The sequence below is a fragment of the Flammeovirga pacifica genome (assembly GCF_000807855.2).
Lineage (GTDB): Bacteria > Bacteroidota > Bacteroidia > Cytophagales > Flammeovirgaceae > Flammeovirga > Flammeovirga pacifica.
In genome coordinates this window covers 1,370,525-1,386,434 of the sequence record NZ_JRYR02000001.1, presented here as the reverse complement: position 1 = coordinate 1,386,434, position 15,910 = coordinate 1,370,525, and the positions used below count along the sequence as shown (strand labels likewise).

Annotated in this window: 10 protein-coding genes; 7 read left to right on the top strand and 3 right to left on the bottom strand. The window is 33.5% G+C overall.

Features of this window, described 5'->3' with window-relative positions:
* The first annotated feature begins 3 nt into the window (after positions 1-3).
* The 4 genes from NH26_RS05580 to cobN are packed head-to-tail and all read left to right on the top strand — an operon-like array spanning position 4 to position 6,683.
* Positions 4-1,347: a cobyrinate a,c-diamide synthase gene (locus NH26_RS05580; RefSeq protein ID WP_044219185.1), complete on the top strand. Its 1,344-nt coding sequence runs from the start codon at positions 4-6 to the stop codon at positions 1,345-1,347.
* Positions 1,328-1,912 (top strand): cob(I)yrinic acid a,c-diamide adenosyltransferase, encoded by a 585-nt coding sequence (locus NH26_RS05575; RefSeq protein ID WP_044219187.1) that lies wholly within the window; start codon positions 1,328-1,330, stop codon positions 1,910-1,912. Before NH26_RS05580 ends, NH26_RS05575 begins: the two co-directional genes overlap by 20 nt.
* Entirely contained in the window at positions 1,909-2,928 is a 1,020-nt protein-coding gene (cobW, locus tag NH26_RS05570; RefSeq protein WP_044219190.1) for a cobalamin biosynthesis protein CobW, read from the top strand. The genes NH26_RS05575 and cobW overlap by 4 nt, the downstream gene beginning before the upstream one ends.
* Positions 2,929-2,936: 8 nt before the next feature.
* Positions 2,937-6,683, top strand: coding sequence for a cobaltochelatase subunit CobN (cobN, locus tag NH26_RS05565; protein WP_044219192.1), 3,747 nt, complete (start codon positions 2,937-2,939; stop codon positions 6,681-6,683).
* A gap of 57 nt (positions 6,684-6,740) precedes the next feature.
* On the opposite strand, the gene NH26_RS05560 is transcribed toward cobN, so the two are convergent.
* The 3 genes from NH26_RS05560 to NH26_RS05550 form a co-directional block, all read right to left on the bottom strand.
* Entirely contained in the window at positions 6,741-7,736 is a 996-nt protein-coding gene (locus tag NH26_RS05560) for a 3-oxoacyl-ACP synthase III family protein (RefSeq protein ID WP_044219193.1), read from the bottom strand.
* 71 nt (positions 7,737-7,807) lie between these two features.
* Positions 7,808-8,623: an orotidine-5'-phosphate decarboxylase gene (gene pyrF, locus NH26_RS05555; protein WP_044219195.1), complete on the bottom strand. Its 816-nt coding sequence runs from the start codon at positions 8,621-8,623 to the stop codon at positions 7,808-7,810.
* A 138-nt stretch (positions 8,624-8,761) separates the two neighbouring features.
* Positions 8,762-10,321, bottom strand: coding sequence for a protein adenylyltransferase SelO (locus NH26_RS05550; RefSeq protein WP_044219196.1), 1,560 nt, complete (start codon positions 10,319-10,321; stop codon positions 8,762-8,764).
* Positions 10,322-10,603: 282 nt separating this feature from the next.
* Between NH26_RS05550 and NH26_RS05545 the strand changes: the two genes are divergently transcribed.
* From NH26_RS05545 to NH26_RS05535, 3 genes are all read left to right on the top strand, one after another.
* Positions 10,604-13,285: an alpha-L-rhamnosidase-related protein gene (locus tag NH26_RS05545; RefSeq protein WP_052431819.1), complete on the top strand. Its 2,682-nt coding sequence runs from the start codon at positions 10,604-10,606 to the stop codon at positions 13,283-13,285.
* Between the two features lie 280 nt (positions 13,286-13,565).
* Positions 13,566-15,056, top strand: coding sequence for a phytoene desaturase family protein (locus NH26_RS05540; protein WP_044219198.1), 1,491 nt, complete (start codon positions 13,566-13,568; stop codon positions 15,054-15,056).
* Positions 15,057-15,072: 16 nt separating this feature from the next.
* The gene (locus NH26_RS05535; RefSeq protein WP_044219199.1) at positions 15,073-15,909 is read left to right on the top strand and encodes a phytoene/squalene synthase family protein; all 837 of its coding nucleotides are present in this window, start codon (positions 15,073-15,075) and stop codon (positions 15,907-15,909) included.
* The last annotated feature ends 1 nt before the right edge of the window (position 15,910 follow it).

The window sequence follows — 15,910 nt, the reverse complement described above, 5'->3', positions numbered from 1 at the left end:
GTTATGCATAAATCTAGTTTTATTATTGCTGCACCTACAAGTAATTCTGGGAAAACAACTTTAACCCTAGGAATTCTAAGAGCACTTAAAAATAGAGGGAAGTCCATTCAACCATTTAAATGTGGTCCTGATTACATAGATCCTAAGTTCCACGAAGTAGCTTGTCAAAGACAAGGAGTGAATTTGGATTTATATATGATGGAAGAAGCGCATCTAAAAGAAACGTACAGTCATTATGCAAATAATGTAGAGGTGAGCTGTATTGAAGGGGTGATGGGGCTTTTTGATGGAGCAAAAAAATCTGAAAGAAGTACCGCTGAGTTATCAAAAACACTGAAATTACCTGTCATTTTCGTGATAGATGCTAAATCAGTAGCCTATTCAGTGGCTCCATTGATGTATGGATTTAAAAACTTTGATCCTGAAATAAGGATTGAAGGAGTGATTTTTAATAGGGTAAATACCAAAAGCCATTACAAGTTTTTACAAGAAGCCTGCGAGGATGTGGGAATACCTTCACTAGGTTATCTTCCTTACTTAGATGATTGTAAAATTGAATCAAGGCATCTAGGGTTATCAATTGATAGTATCGAACAATACGATCAAAAAATTGAAAAAATTGCAGAATCTGTTGAGAAAACTATAGATCTAGAAAAGTTATTAGAGCTTACTCAACAATCAATTATAGCTGAAGACAAACCTATCCAAAAGGAAGGGAATGATGGTTTGAAAATAGGGATTGCTAAAGATGAAGCTTTTAATTTTTACTATCCTCAAAATATTGATGCATTACAAAAACTAGGATCTGTACATTTTTTTAGTCCATTAAAAGATAAAGTATTACCCAAAGTAGATTTAATTTATTTCCCTGGCGGATATCCTGAATGTTTTACAAAAGAGTTATCAGACAACCACGAGATGCTCCATCAAATAAAAAGGTATGCAGAAGATGAGGGTAAAATAATAGCCGAATGTGGCGGAATGATGTATTTAGGAAAGAGTTTAATTGACGCTAAAGGTAAAGAGCATTTGATGGCGAATGTTTTCACTTTTAGTAGTTCGATGCAGCAAATGAAATTGAATTTAGGGTACCGAACTATTGAGCTACCAGACTTTCCAATAAAAGGACATGAATTTCACTATTCCCAACTTATAAATGAAGAGAATACTACTACAACAGGGAAAGTATGGAATGCTAGAAATGGTGAAGTAAAAACAAAAATATTTAGATATAAAAATGTATGGGCATCTTATATACACCTCTACTTTGGTGAGCCATACATTATAAAACAACTCATTGATTTTTTAAAGGAAAATACATTCACACATGAAAATTTACACTCGTAAAGGAGATAAAGGACAAACAGGAGTATTTGGAGGAAAGAGAGAATTTAAAGATTCACCTCGAATAGAATGTTTGGGAACTTTAGATGAAGCTAATTCTACCATAGGGTTGCTAAGAGCTAAACTAGGCAACGAGCATGAATGGCAATCTAATTTACATCGAATTCAAAAAGATTTGATGAACATGATGTCTCATTTGGCACGTCCATCAACTTCTAAAAAAGAAAATCAGAATCCGAAACCTGAAGATGGTGCGGAGTTTTGTGAACAGTGGATTGATGAATTGGAATCAAAGATGAGTAGCCCTTCAGATTACTTTTTATTACCAGGAGGAAATGAAATCTCTGCACTATGTCATGTTTGTAGAACCCAAATAAGGAGAGGCGAAAGATCTTTGGTTTCACTGATTCATGAAGATCCTGATTGTGTTCATGAATACATCGCAGCTTATATCAATAGACTATCCGATTTGTTTTTTACAATGGCAAGATCTGAAATGGATAAGCATGGAGTAGCAGAAGAAAAATGGAATCTATTTTTATATAAAAGAAAGAAAAAATTATCATGAGAAAAATACCAATTACAATTGTCACCGGCTTTTTAGGAGTAGGGAAAACTACTTTAGTTCATCAGATGCTTAAAAATGCAAACGGGAAAAGAATTGCCTTATTAGTCAATGAATTTGGTGAAGTTGGGGTCGATGGAGATATCATTAAATCGGGTTGTGGAGATGAAGAGTGTAACTTGATTGAACTTTCTAATGGATGTATTTGCTGTACAGTTCAAGAAGAATTCCTTCCATCTATGTTGCAACTCATCGAACACAAAGAGGAAATCGATCATATTGTGATTGAAACTTCAGGATTAGCAATGCCTAAACCTTTAGTTAGAGCAGTCAATTGGCCCGACTTAAAACCACATATCACGATTGATTCAGTAATCACTGTAGTAGATGCAGTTGGTGTGGCAACAGGCGAATTCTGTGATCGACAAAGAGTACAAAAACAAAGATTGGCAGATGATTCATTAGATCATGAAACTCCTATTGAAGAGTTATTTCTTGATCAGTTATCATGTGCAGATTTAGTTTTAGTTAGTAAACGAGACCTTGTAAAAGACGAGGAATACCAAGAGATAAATAGTTTTGTTCAAGAAAAAATTAGAGCAAATACTAAAATTCTTCCCGTAATTAATGGAGCGGTAAGTAATGAATTGTTATTGGGTATTGAGGCTTCTGCAGAAGACGATCTTGATGACAGACATTCTATACATGAACATCACCATACTCATGGACATGATCACGAACATGATGATGAAATTAATACGGAATTGTTAGAGTTTCCATCTACTTCAGATATCAAGTTATTAATTGAGGAGTTAAAGACTTTAGTGCAAGAACAAGAGATTTATAGAATCAAGGGGTTTGTCAATATTCCGAATAAACCTATGAGAATGATTCTTCAAGGTGTTGGAGATCGTTTTGATTATTATTTTGATCGCCCTTGGCAAGACGGAGAACAACGTAAAACTCATTTAGTAGTAATAGGAAGAAATGTCAACTTGATTCCTCAAAAAACAAACTAACTTTTACTATGCATTTAATTTCAACATTACCAGGAGGGTGGAATCCAAATGATGAAGGTGTCTTTCATATACAACAGTCTGGAGGTGAAATAATATTTTTATCAGCTGCTGATACAGAATTATACACCGTCAATAAAGCGTATGCAGAATTGTATTTAGAAAATTCATCAATTCCAAGCCTTAGATTAGCGAACCTAACTTACTTTAAGCAAGAATTAACAATAGATACTTACCTTGAAGAGGTGGTTTCACAAGCTAAAGTGGTAGTGTTGAAATTATTAGGGGGAAGTGCTTATTTTACTTATTTATGTGATGCAATAACAACTTTTGCTGAAGAGAATGATATTCAATTAATCTTTCTTCCAGGTGATAATAAACCTGATTTGGAGTTAATGCAATTATCTTCTTTACCTCTTCAAAAGGTGAGTGAAATTTGGCAATATTTTGTCGAAGGCGGAAAAGAAAATACAAGGCAAGTGATCAAATTGATTATGAATTATTGCTTGGGTATCTCTTTTGAGGTGGATCAAATACAAAATATTGATGATCTGTTCCTGTACAGTCCTTCAACAGGTATTATCAAAAAGCCAATTGTTCAGAATGCGAAACCATCGGTACTTATTTTTGCTTACAGGAGCTATTATCTAGCAGATAATCTTGATCCAATTTTACAATTATCATCCGAAATAGAAAAAATAGGAGGTAATGCAATTACCTTAATGGCTTTGTCATATAGAGATGATGATATTGAAAAAAGAATTGAGGAATTATTACATCATTTTCAAGTTAAAAAGCCTAGTGTAATTATTAATACCACTGGTTTCTCTTTACAAGGTTTTCAATCTCCAAAGAAAAAAGGAATTTTTGAAAAATTTGATGTTCCAGTCATACAAGCAATTTTAGCTAGCTGTAATCGTCAAGTATGGGAAGAAGGTTCTTTTGGGTTGCCGCCTACAGATATCGCAATGAATATTGCTTTACCTGAAGTTGATGGTAAAATAATTACTAGTGTAATTGCTTTTAAAGAAGCACAAGCAAAAGATGAACTAACGGATTCTGAAATAATTCATTATGAATCCAATCAAGAAGGTTGTGAGTTTGTGGCAGAACATGCCATGGCTTGGGTGAGATTAAGCGAGAAACAAAATGTTGATAAAAGAATAGGGGTGATATTACCGAATTATCCCAGTAAAAATAGTCGTTTAGCCAATGGTGTAGGTTTAGATACTCCTGCTAGTACATTACAAATTCTATATAGTTTAAGAAACGAAGGTTATGATTTAGGTAAAGCAGTTCCCAATGATACAGTAGAATTAATGGATCTCATAACGAGTAATGTTACTAATGATCTTGAATCCTTATCATCTCAATCAGCAGAAGTAAAGATTAATGAAGCAACTTTTTATGGTTATTATAATACTATATCAATAGAGTTAAGACAGAAAATTGAAAACCAATGGGGACATCCAAGATCATCACCGAATTATAAAGAGGGAGAGTTTTTAATACCGGGGACTTTATTGGGTAATATATTTTTAAGTATTCAGCCCAATAGAGGATACAATATCGATTTACAAGCCACTTATCATTCACCCGATTTACCTCCAACCTATGCTTATTTAGCTTATTATTTTTGGTTGCAAAATGAGTTTGATGTCGATGCCATAATTCACGTTGGAAAGCATGGGAATTTAGAATGGTTGCCCGGAAAAGGGGTCGCATTATCAAAAGAAACTTGTTTCCCTGCCATGATTATGAAACCTGTGCCTCACTTTTATCCTTTTATTATAAATGATCCAGGTGAAGGAACCCAAGCAAAAAGACGTACTCATGCGGTAATTCTAGATCATTTAATACCTCCAATGACAAGAGCAGAAAATTATGGAGAGTTATTACAATTAGAATTATTGATTGATGAATTTTATGAGTCAGCTTTATTAGATCCTAAAAGGGCTGATCTTATTAAAAAGAAAATTGAAGAGTTAGTAAATACAACCCATCTACAAACTGATTTAAATGATGATGGAAAAGACATTGATACTTTATTAGAAGTAATTGATGGCTATTTATGTGAACTAAAAGAGGCTCAAATTAGAGGAGGATTACATATTTATGGACTTCTGCCAGTGGATGTAAAATTAATTGATCTTGTTGTAGCATTACATCGTTTACCACAAGGCGATAATAAAAGTATTATACAAGCCTTAGCGATTGATTTACATTTAGATATCGATGCTTTATCAACCGACTATCATACTAGTATTGAATCTACGGTTTTTGGAGTAAAATGTAGAACTGTAGGACAACTTGTGGAAGTACTTGAAAACCGTGCGAAAACGATTTTGACGGATATCATTCTTGATATTAATCAGATAGAAGGTATTGGGCATGAAACAAATGAAATCATTCAATTTATAAAGAATAATACCTTACCAACTTTACGGAAAACATCTGATGAAATCACTCATTTATTGAATGGGTTGGAAGCAAAACACGTACCTGCTGGAGCCTCTGGAGCGCCTACAAGAGGACGTTTGGATATTTTACCGACTGGACGCAACTTTTATTCAGTAGACACGAGAACAATACCTTCACCTAATGCTTATGAATTAGGGAGTAAAAGTGCTCAGAATATGATCGATAGATATTTACAAGAGGAAGGTATGTATCCAAAATCTATTGCCATTTCTGTTTGGGGTACTTCTACCATGAGGACAGGTGGAGATGATATTGCTCAAGCACTTGCTTTACTCGGTGTTAGACCTATTTGGCAGGGTGTTAACCGACGTGTGATAGATTTTGAAATCATTCCTATGATAACCCTTAAAAGACCGAGAATTGATGTCATGTTGAGAATCTCTGGTTTTTTTAGGGATGCTTTTCCAGATGTTATTTCTTTGTACAATGCAGTCATAGAAAAATTGGCTGTATTGGATGAAACAGAAGAGGAAAACCCTATTAAAGAAAGATATACTAAAGAATTTAAAGAATGGTCTGAAAGTGGTCTGACTCCAAAAACTGCACATGAAAGAGCTTTATACAGGGTCTTTGGTTCTAAACCAGGGGCTTATGGAGCAGGGTTACAAGGTTTAATTGATGAAAAAAAATGGACTACTCAGGAAGATTTAGCTAATGTGTTTATCAATTGGGGAGGGTATGCATATACAGGAAGCAAAACAGAAGGGAAGTCTGCTCATGAGGTATTTAAGAAAAGACTGAAGAATGTAGATGTAGTTGTTCAAAATCAAGATAACAGAGAACATGATTTGTTAGATTCTGATGACTACTATCAATTTCAAGGAGGAATGACAGCTGCTGTCAACAAAGAAAAAGGGGAGATGCCTGTTACTTATTTTGGAGATCATTCCCGTCCTGATCAGCCTAGGATAAAAACATTAAAAGAAGAATTATTAAAGGTCTACCGGTCTAGAGTGATCAATCCAAAATGGGTAAAAGGAATGCAAGATCATGGCTATAAAGGAGCTTTCGAAATGGCAGCAACTATGGACTATTTATTTGCTTATGATGCCACTACAAATTTGATTGATGATTTTATGTATGAAGGTATCACAGAGGAATACTTATTTAATCAGGAAAATAATGCTTTTATAAAACAACATAATCCTTGGGCCTTAAAAGATATGTCTGAAAGAATGTTAGAGGCCATTCAAAGAGGCATGTGGGAGAATCCAAGCCAAGAGACCGTCCAAAATTTACAACAGTTGTATTTGCAATCTGAAAACGATTTGGAGTAAAAGCAAAAAGCCATTTCATTTTAAAATGAAATGGCTTTTTCTATCTATATGGGTGGATTACCATTTGATAATTGCACTTGCCCAAGTAAAACCAGAGCCAAAAGCAGCTAAACAAATAATATCACCTTTCTTAATTCTTCCTTCTTTAAAAGCAGTAGTTAAACTGATTGGAATAGAAGCAGCAGTAGTATTACCATACTTTTGAATAGTATTGACTACTTTCTCATCAGGTAATTTCATTTTTGCCTGAACGAAATTAGAGATTCTTAAATTAGCTTGATGTGGGACTAATAAATCAATATCATTTGCGGATAGATTATTAGCTTGTAATGCCTCTGCAATTACTTCTTGAAAACGAACTACTGCATTTTTAAATACAAATTGTCCATCCATATAAGGGAAGGCGGATCCACCTGGCTTCCAAAAGTCAGGATTGTTTCTCTCTGGTTTAGTGAAACCAGGATCAATTACAGCTAATTTTTCTGCATGTTCTCCTTCAGAGTGCATGTGAGTAGATAAAATACCTCTATCTTCTTCCGTAGCAGAAACAATTGCAGCCCCAGCACCATCGCCGAACAAAACAGTAACAGCACGACCTTCATCAGAAAAGTCTAATCCTCTTGAATGAATCTCAGATCCTACCACAAGAACATTCTCATACATTCCCGTCTTAATATATTGATCAGCAATAGAAAGACCATATACAAACCCAGAACATTGTTGTCTAATATCTAATGCAGGGATTGTTCTAAAGCCCAATTCTCTTTGAAGAAGAACACCTGAACCAGGGAAGATATAGTCTGCACTTAAAGTACAGTAAATAATTAAATCAATATCTTTTGGTGTGAGTTGTGCCATTTCAAGTGCCTCTTCAGTTGCTTTTGCAGCTAAATGATAATTGGCCTCGTCTGGAGCAGCGTAACGTCTTTCTTCAATACCTGATCTTTCACGAATCCATTCATCGGATGTAGTGATTTTTTTAGCAAGATCATCGTTGGTTACTCTATTTTCTGGGACATAAAATCCTAACCCAGAAATCATTGCATTTTTCATATGTACTTGGTTAATATATGTTGGTTAGTACGTAAGCTATATAAGCTGTTTCATCCATTAAGTGCTTACGTTTATAAATACTTTTCTAATAAAGTAGCCATTTCTTGTTGTAATTTTTTTGCTTCATTCTTAGCAACATCAGCAAAGTCATTACCATTGGAAGCATAAATAATTCCTCTAGAAGAATTGACTAATAAACCACATTCTTTGTTCATTCCATACTTGGCAACACCTTGTAAATCTCCTCCTTGTGCACCTACACCTGGTACAAGTAAGAAATTATCAGGAGCTACTTTTCTAACATCTAATAAACTTTCAGCTCTAGTAGCACCAACAACAAACATTAATTGATCTGTTGTGGCCCATTCCTGATTTTTGATCATTACATCCTGAAACAAATAATTTCCAGTTTCTTGGTTCACTATACGTTGAAAGTCCAAACCACCTTTGTTTGATGTATGAGCTAAAACGATCACCCATTTTCCATCCATTAAAAAGGGAGTGACAGAATCTTCACCCATGTATGGAGCAACAGTGATGGAATCAAAATCCATATTTTCAAAAAATGCCTTGGCGTACATGTTAGAAGTATTACCAATATCACCTCTTTTTGCATCAGCAATGCTAAAATGAGACTTAGGCATGTATTCCAATGTTTTTTGAAGTGAATCCCAACCTTTTGGCCCTAAAGACTCATAGAATGCGATATTTGGTTTATAAGATACGCAATAATCTGCAGTAGCATCAATTATTTGCTTATTGAATTCAAAAATTGGGTCTTCTTCTTTCAATAAATGAGTAGGGATTTTGTTAGGGTCAGTATCTAATCCCACACATAAAAAGCTTTCCTTTTTCTTGATCTCCTCAAATAATTCTTTTTTTGTCATGATGCTATGTTACTTGGTGTTTTATAAAATCGTGTAAAAATAGATAAATATCATTCAAGAATGAAGTTAGAATTACTCAAAATCTGTTAGAATTTAAAAACTGAAAATAAAATATTGAATTTGAGAAAGATGTATGTGCTAAGAACTACAAGAAAGCATAGAAGAACCTACTTTATTTCTTGCCCAATCGGGTCTTTTAGCATACCATTTATCAAAGTCTTTCTGATAGGTATAAGGATTTTTTAAACCTTGATATAATTCATCAACAAGTTGATAATTCCCTTTTTTTACTTCATCAATACACATTTGAGCCATATAGTTTCTTAATACATACCTCGGATTTATCGCATTCATCTTTTGTTGCCTGATTTCATCATTTAAATTTTGATCATTCAGTTTTGTAGCATATGCTTTAAACCAATTATTCCATTCTTCTTTTAATTGATCTACTATAACATTTACAGAATAAAAGGAAGGTTGAATGATTTGAAACCAATCAGATGTATTGATACTAGAATATTCACTCAACTGTCTGAAGAAAATGGTCATATCAGTCTCTGTCTTATGCAACAGCTTATTTAATTGATCTATCAATTCATGATGTTCTTTTTGATCAAAAAGCCCTAACTTCTCAGCCATCATTTGATAATACTTTTGAGTAAATTGGTCTTTATAATCTTCAAGAGCATCTTGTAAACCATCAGCTTCTCCAATAATAGGGAAGAGAGCATTGGCTAATTTATATAAATTCCATCCTACAATCTCACCTTGAGTGCCATAACGATATCTTTTATTTACCCTATCAGTGGTATTTGGTGTCCACCCAAAATCATATCCTTCTAACCAACCATAAGGACCATAATCAATGGTTAACCCTAGAATAGACATATTATCAGTATTCATCACTCCATGTACAAAACCTACTCTTTGCCAATGGATTACCATTTCTAAACTAGCATTGCAGACCTCTTTGAAAAAATCAACATATACCTCTTTAGAGTCGAAATTTAAATGAGGATAAAAATGTTCAATACAATAGTCTGCTAGTTTCTTTAATGTTGCATGATCTTGTTGTGCAGCTAGAATCTCAAAGTTGCCAAATCGCACGAAAGAAGGGGCAACACGAGAAACGATTGCTCCTGCCTCATATTTAGAATTACCATCATACATCATATCTCTGAGGACTTCATCACCTGAGAGCGATAAAGATAAAGCTCTTGTAGTCGGTACGCCCAAATGGTGCATAGCTTCAGAACAAAGGTATTCTCTTATCGACGAACGTAATACGGCTAAACCATCTGCATGACGAGAGTAGGGAGTTAAACCCGCTCCTTTTAATTGTACTGCCCATAATTTATGATTATGTTCAATCTCAAAAAGATTTATTGCTCGTCCATCACCTAATTGTCCTGCCCATTGCCCAAATTGATGCCCTCCATAACACATCGCATAGGGTTTTGTATTGTCATAGATAGCATTACCTGTCACTACATTTAGAAATTCTTTTGAATTAATATCCTCTTTACTTAAGCCAATTTCATCCACCATTTCATCAGAAACATGAATTAATTGTGGTTGAGCAGTAGGTGTTGGTTCAACAAAAGAAAAACAAGCATTTTCTACTTGTCGAGTTGAATTAGAGGTATCACTATCAGCAGGCAGATAAGAAGTGAAAGTATTTTTTATATGGAGTTTCATAGCAGAAAAATCAATTTTATTGAATTACGTTTTATCAAAGTGAAATGATATCACAAGTATATAAAGAAATTTATTGTGATATCAATTATCAATAGAATACTCAGAAATGAATTTTGTTTAAAATGTGATAAGGATAGAAGATGATATGACGGTGGACGTATTTTAATTGCATGAAATCAGTGATTTAATAAATAACATTTTTTTCATGTAGTGTTATTAACTAAAAAGGATAATTGTTCTTAAATTGATGTCGTATAAACACAAAAACTTAAAATTTAAAAAATGAAAATAAATTTACGATTACTTTTTTCTGTATTTATAGGTCTATTTCTGATTGGATGTGATTCTGATGATAAAAATACATTATATGATTCCGACCAATTTTCAGTTTACAAGGATCATGTAGATCAAGGAGATTATTCTGCTAAAGTGGTTTCCGATAAAGAAATGAGCTCAACTTATAAGAGTCCATTACAAGATGCTTACAGTCGTGCAATTGAATTTAAATTTAGTATTAATGGAAAGGATGATGAATTACCATATGGAAAAAACCATCGATTAGTCATTCGCCCGGAGAATGGAAAATATACTTCTCCAATAATTAAGTTTGGTGAACAACACGCAGATACAGAAGAGTTAGATAAAATGGATTGGTTGGAGAAAAATACTCCTGTGACCATCCGTTTAGATTTTTCTAAAGTGATCAAAGATTTAAATTCAAAAGGCTACTATGAAGATGTACATGGTGAGAAAATCTATAAAAAAGATTTTAAGGGAGTGTATGTTGCAGGTGGTAGTGCGCCAATGAAATGGGATTTTGATAATCTCGGCGATTTTGAACAATTAAAAGATGAGGATGGTGATGGTATCTATCAAATTACCTTTAATATGAATGAGCCTGATCCAGATAAAATCACATCTCCAGTGTGGAAATCATCTAAGGATCTAAGTAAATATCCAACTTTTGAATCAGATATTCCTTTAGTAAATGCATTATATAATTTAGCATTAAACGAGTTAGTTGCAGATTCTGAAGCCGATGGTACTTTCAGAACAGGTAAAGAATGGGGAGGAGTTTGGACAAGAGATATTTCTTATTCGATTGTATTAAGCTTATCTATTTTAGATCCTGAGAGAGCAAAAACATCATTAAGACGAAAAGTTAAAAGAAATAGAATTATTCAGGATACTGGTTCTGGAGGAGCATGGCCTGTATCTTCGGATAGGGTGACTTGGGCATTAGCAGCATGGAATGTTTATACAACTACCGGAGATAAAAAGTGGTTGAAAGAAGCGTATGAAGTCGTTTCTAATACCATTAATGATGATATGATGGTTGTTTATGATGCTGAAACAGGTTTAATGAGAGGAGAATCTTCTTTCTTAGATTGGAGAAAACAAACGTATCCTAGATGGATGGATAATGTAGATATTTATCGTTCATTAAATTTAGGAACCAATGTAGATCATTATGAGGCAACACAAATTGCATCAAGAATGGCTAGCTTACTTGGTAAAGAAAAAGAAGCGAAGGCTTACAAAGAATCTGCTGTTAATCTTAAAAATGCAATCAATAACCATTTATGGATGGAAGATAAAGGTTATTATGCACAATATCTTTATGGTAGAGATTACATGGTTCAGTCGCCCAAATTTGAGGCACTAGGAGAAGCTTTAGCAATCATTTTTGATGTAGCTTCTGAAGAAAAAGCAAAAACGATAGTTGAGAAATCACCAATTACACCTTATGGTGCAGCATGTGTTTACCCTCAAATACCAGGAATTAGACCTTATCATAACAACGGTATTTGGCCATTTGTTCAAGCATATTGGAATATTGCATCTGCTAAAACAGGAAATGGTACTGCTCTAGAACACGGTTTGGCATCAATATATAGACCAGCAGCTTTATTCTTAACTAACAAAGAAAATTTTGTAGCTGAAGATGGCGATTATATGGATACTGAAGTAAATTCAGACGAAATGTTATGGAGTTTATCAGGCAATATGGCTATGATTTACAAAGTATATTATGGTATTTCTATTGATGAAAAAGGAATCCTACATTTTAATCCTGTTGTTCCTAAACGATACGGTGGGTCTAAAGTACTTAAGAATGTAAAGTTATGGGAAAATACATTAGAAATAGCTTTAAATGGATACGGTAATCAGGTAAAAAGTATCAAAATTGATGGGGTAGAAAGTAATAAACCAGTATTTGATTTAACAAAAGGTGGTGACCATAAAATTGAAATTACCTTAGCAAATAATGATATCACTGAAGCTACAGCATCTAATAAAGTCAATAATAAATTTCATTTAGCGACACCAACAGCTCAATTAAATGGAGATGTATTGGAATGGAACCAAGTGAAAGGTGCTCAGAGTTATGAGGTATTTAAAAATGGTAAGAGAATAGAAACAACAAGTAATACTAAATACTCTGTTACTAGTGAGAAAAGCTTAGCAGAATATGCAGTAAGAGCAGTTGATACAGAGGGTGATGTTTCTTATTTATCAGAGCCAATTCAATTAGGGAAATTAGTAGTGAAAAACATTTCTAGAATTGCAAGAGCGAGTAAAAAAGTGAAAATTACAGAGGCTCCTTCTGGAGTATTAGAATTATCGAAGTCATCCAATAAAAAAGTTTCATTTAAACTGACTGTTCCTGAGTCAGGAGATTATATGCTTTGGTTGTCTTACACAAATGGTAGTGGACCTTGGAATACAGATAATAAATGTGCTATCAGAACATTGTTTGTAAACAATACAAATTATGGCGCTTTAGTAATGGCACAAAGAGGAGCAAATGAATGGTCAAGTATAGGAAATACGAATCATATTCCAGTTAAATTGAAAAAAGGCGTAAATAATTTCAATTTAAAATTTGAAGACTATAATGAAAACATGAATGTTGATGTGAATACTGCATTGATTGAAAATGTTTATTTGATGAAAAAATAAAATTGTTATCAACAACAATAAATTAAGAACGAGGGTCTAACTTATATCAAGTTAAACCCTCGTTTTTTTTAAATAATAAAATATATTTGTATATAAACTATAATAAAAGTGATAATTTTATTAATCAGTAAATAATATAAAAGTATAGTAAATAGCTATTTTTTAGTATTTTACACTTATTGATGATTTTTTTACCGAAAATTAGACAAAACAATTTTTTAACCCTATTGTTTATACATTTAGTTGAACAATCTGTCACAAACTATTAAACAAAATTAAAATGAGTTCAATTGGAATCATAGGATCTGGTTTTTCAGGTTTATCTGCGGCTATCACTTTAGCAAGTGAGGGTCACGAGGTACATGTTTATGAGAAGAATGAAATGACTGGTGGAAGAGCGAGAACATGGTCTCAAGATGGCTTTACCTTTGACCTTGGACCATCATGGTATTGGATGCCTGAAGTATTTGAGAATTTTTTTAAAGAAAATGGAGCAGATGTTTCAGATTATTATACTCTTGAACGCTTATCTCCATCTTATAGAATATATTGGTCTGATAAAGATTATACAGATATACCCTCTGACCTAGATGAACTTGGAGATTTATTTGAGTCTTGGGAAAAAGGAGCGAAACAACACTTGCTTAATTTTATTGATGAGGCAGAAATAAAATATAGAATAGGAATGGATGATTTTGTTCATAGACCATCTTATTCATTTTTAGAATTTGCCGAATGGCAAGTGGTGAAAAATATCCCAAGATTAAACCTTATCAATAATTTTGCTAGTTACATCCGTAAATACTTCAAACACGAAAGAATTTTAAAGATATTAGAATTCCCTGTTTTGTTTTTGGGTGATATTGCAAAAAGAACCCCCGCTTTATACAGCTTAATGAATTATGCTGATTTAAAATTGGGGACTTGGTATCCTACAGGAGGTTTTGGATCTGTAGCCAAAGCATTTGAAAAACTAGCCATTCAGAAAGGTGTGGTTTTTCATTACAATAGTACTGTTGAAAAAGTGGCCTGTGAAGGGAGAGAGGCATCACATTTTGTTATTAATGGTGATGAAGTGAAACATGAACAGTGGATTGCTTCATGCGATTACCAACATTTTGATCAGCAACTTCTTCCAGAAACTCATAGAAATTATTCTGCATCCTATTGGGAAAAAAGAAAAATGGCGCCTTCTTGTTTAATGTATTATATTGGGTTAGATATGGAGATACCTGAGATATTACATCATAACTTGTTTTTTGATACAGATTTTGATGCACATGCTTCGGAAATCTATGATGATCCGGCTTGGCCAAAAGCTCCTTTGTTCTACTCAAGTATCCCTTCCAAAACAGATAGTACAATAATTCCTGAAAATGGAGAGAACCTTGTATTATTGATTCCGGTAGCGCCTGGTTTAGAAGATACAGAAGAAATTAAAGAAAAATACTTTCAAATAATGGTAGATAGATTAAAAAAAGCTACTGGATTAGATATTTCTAAACACATTATTTGTAAAAGAACTTATGCACACAATGATTTCGTAGAAGATTATAATGCATTTAAAGGAAACGCTTATGGTCTTTCTAATGTTCTTACTCAAACAGCATTTTTAAAACCATCTATTAAATTAAAGAAGATTGATAATGTCATGATGACTGGACAATTAACAGTTCCCGGTCCAGGTGTTCCTCCTTCAATCATTTCAGGACAACTAGTAGCCAAAGAAGTGCTAAAAAAAATACCTTCAACAAAACACGTCAACGCTTAAATACTACCAAATTACTATGAAAAAAATTTATGATCACCTTAGTTACAAGTTATCAAAGGAAATAACTGTAAAATACACAACATCTTTTGCTATAGGAATTAGATTCTTAAACGAACAATTACGCGATCCTATTTATGCAATTTATGGTTTTGTAAGAGTGGCAGATGAAATTGTAGATTCATTCCATGGATATAATAAGGAAGAGTTGTTAGACGATTTTGAAAAAGATTGTTATAAGTCTATCGATGATGGAATCAGTACTAACCCTGTACTGCATGCATTTCAAGAGGTGGTTCGTCAATACGGTATTGAAAAGGAATTAATCACCTTATTTATGCGCAGTATGCGTATGGATTTAGGGAAAAAAGTATACACGGAGCAAGAATACAAAGATTATATACTTGGATCTGCCGAAGTAGTTGGCCTTATGTGTTTAAGAGTGTTTTTAAATGGTGATGATAAAGAATATCAGCGTTTAAAACCTTCTGCAATGGCTTTAGGTTCAGCTTTTCAAAAAATAAATTTCTTAAGGGATTTAAAAGCTGATGTAAGAGATCTTGGCAGGGTTTATTTTCCAAATATAGACATCTCTACTTGGAACGATGAGGTAAAGAAAAAAGTAGAAGATGATATCCAAAAAGACTTTGATTTTGGGTTTGAAGGTATTAAGCAACTACCCAAAGAATCTCGTTTCGGAGTATATTTAGCTTATATTTATTACACTAGGTTATTCAAAAAGGTAAAGAAAACACCTGCGCATATTATTTTAGAAGAGCGTTTACGTATTCCTGATCCTAAAAAATATGCACTGTTTTTTCAATCTTATGTAAGACATCAAGTTAATATCTTATAGT

Excerpts from the sequence above, each read along its gene's own strand:
- NH26_RS05580 (WP_044219185.1), top strand. The coding sequence starts at position 4 with ATGCATAAATCTAGTTTTATTATTGCTGCACCTACAAGTAATTCTGGG.
- NH26_RS05575 (WP_044219187.1), top strand. The coding sequence starts at position 1,328 with ATGAAAATTTACACTCGTAAAGGAGATAAAGGACAAACAGGAGTATTT.
- cobW (WP_044219190.1), top strand. The coding sequence starts at position 1,909 with ATGAGAAAAATACCAATTACAATTGTCACCGGCTTTTTAGGAGTAGGG.
- cobN (WP_044219192.1), top strand. The coding sequence starts at position 2,937 with ATGCATTTAATTTCAACATTACCAGGAGGGTGGAATCCAAATGATGAA.
- NH26_RS05560 (WP_044219193.1), bottom strand. The coding sequence starts at position 7,736 with ATGAAAAATGCAATGATTTCTGGGTTAGGATTTTATGTCCCAGAAAAT.
- pyrF (WP_044219195.1), bottom strand. The coding sequence starts at position 8,623 with ATGACAAAAAAAGAATTATTTGAGGAGATCAAGAAAAAGGAAAGCTTT.
- NH26_RS05550 (WP_044219196.1), bottom strand. The coding sequence starts at position 10,321 with ATGAAACTCCATATAAAAAATACTTTCACTTCTTATCTGCCTGCTGAT.
- NH26_RS05545 (WP_052431819.1), top strand. The coding sequence starts at position 10,604 with ATGAAAATAAATTTACGATTACTTTTTTCTGTATTTATAGGTCTATTT.
- NH26_RS05540 (WP_044219198.1), top strand. The coding sequence starts at position 13,566 with ATGAGTTCAATTGGAATCATAGGATCTGGTTTTTCAGGTTTATCTGCG.
- NH26_RS05535 (WP_044219199.1), top strand. The coding sequence starts at position 15,073 with ATGAAAAAAATTTATGATCACCTTAGTTACAAGTTATCAAAGGAAATA.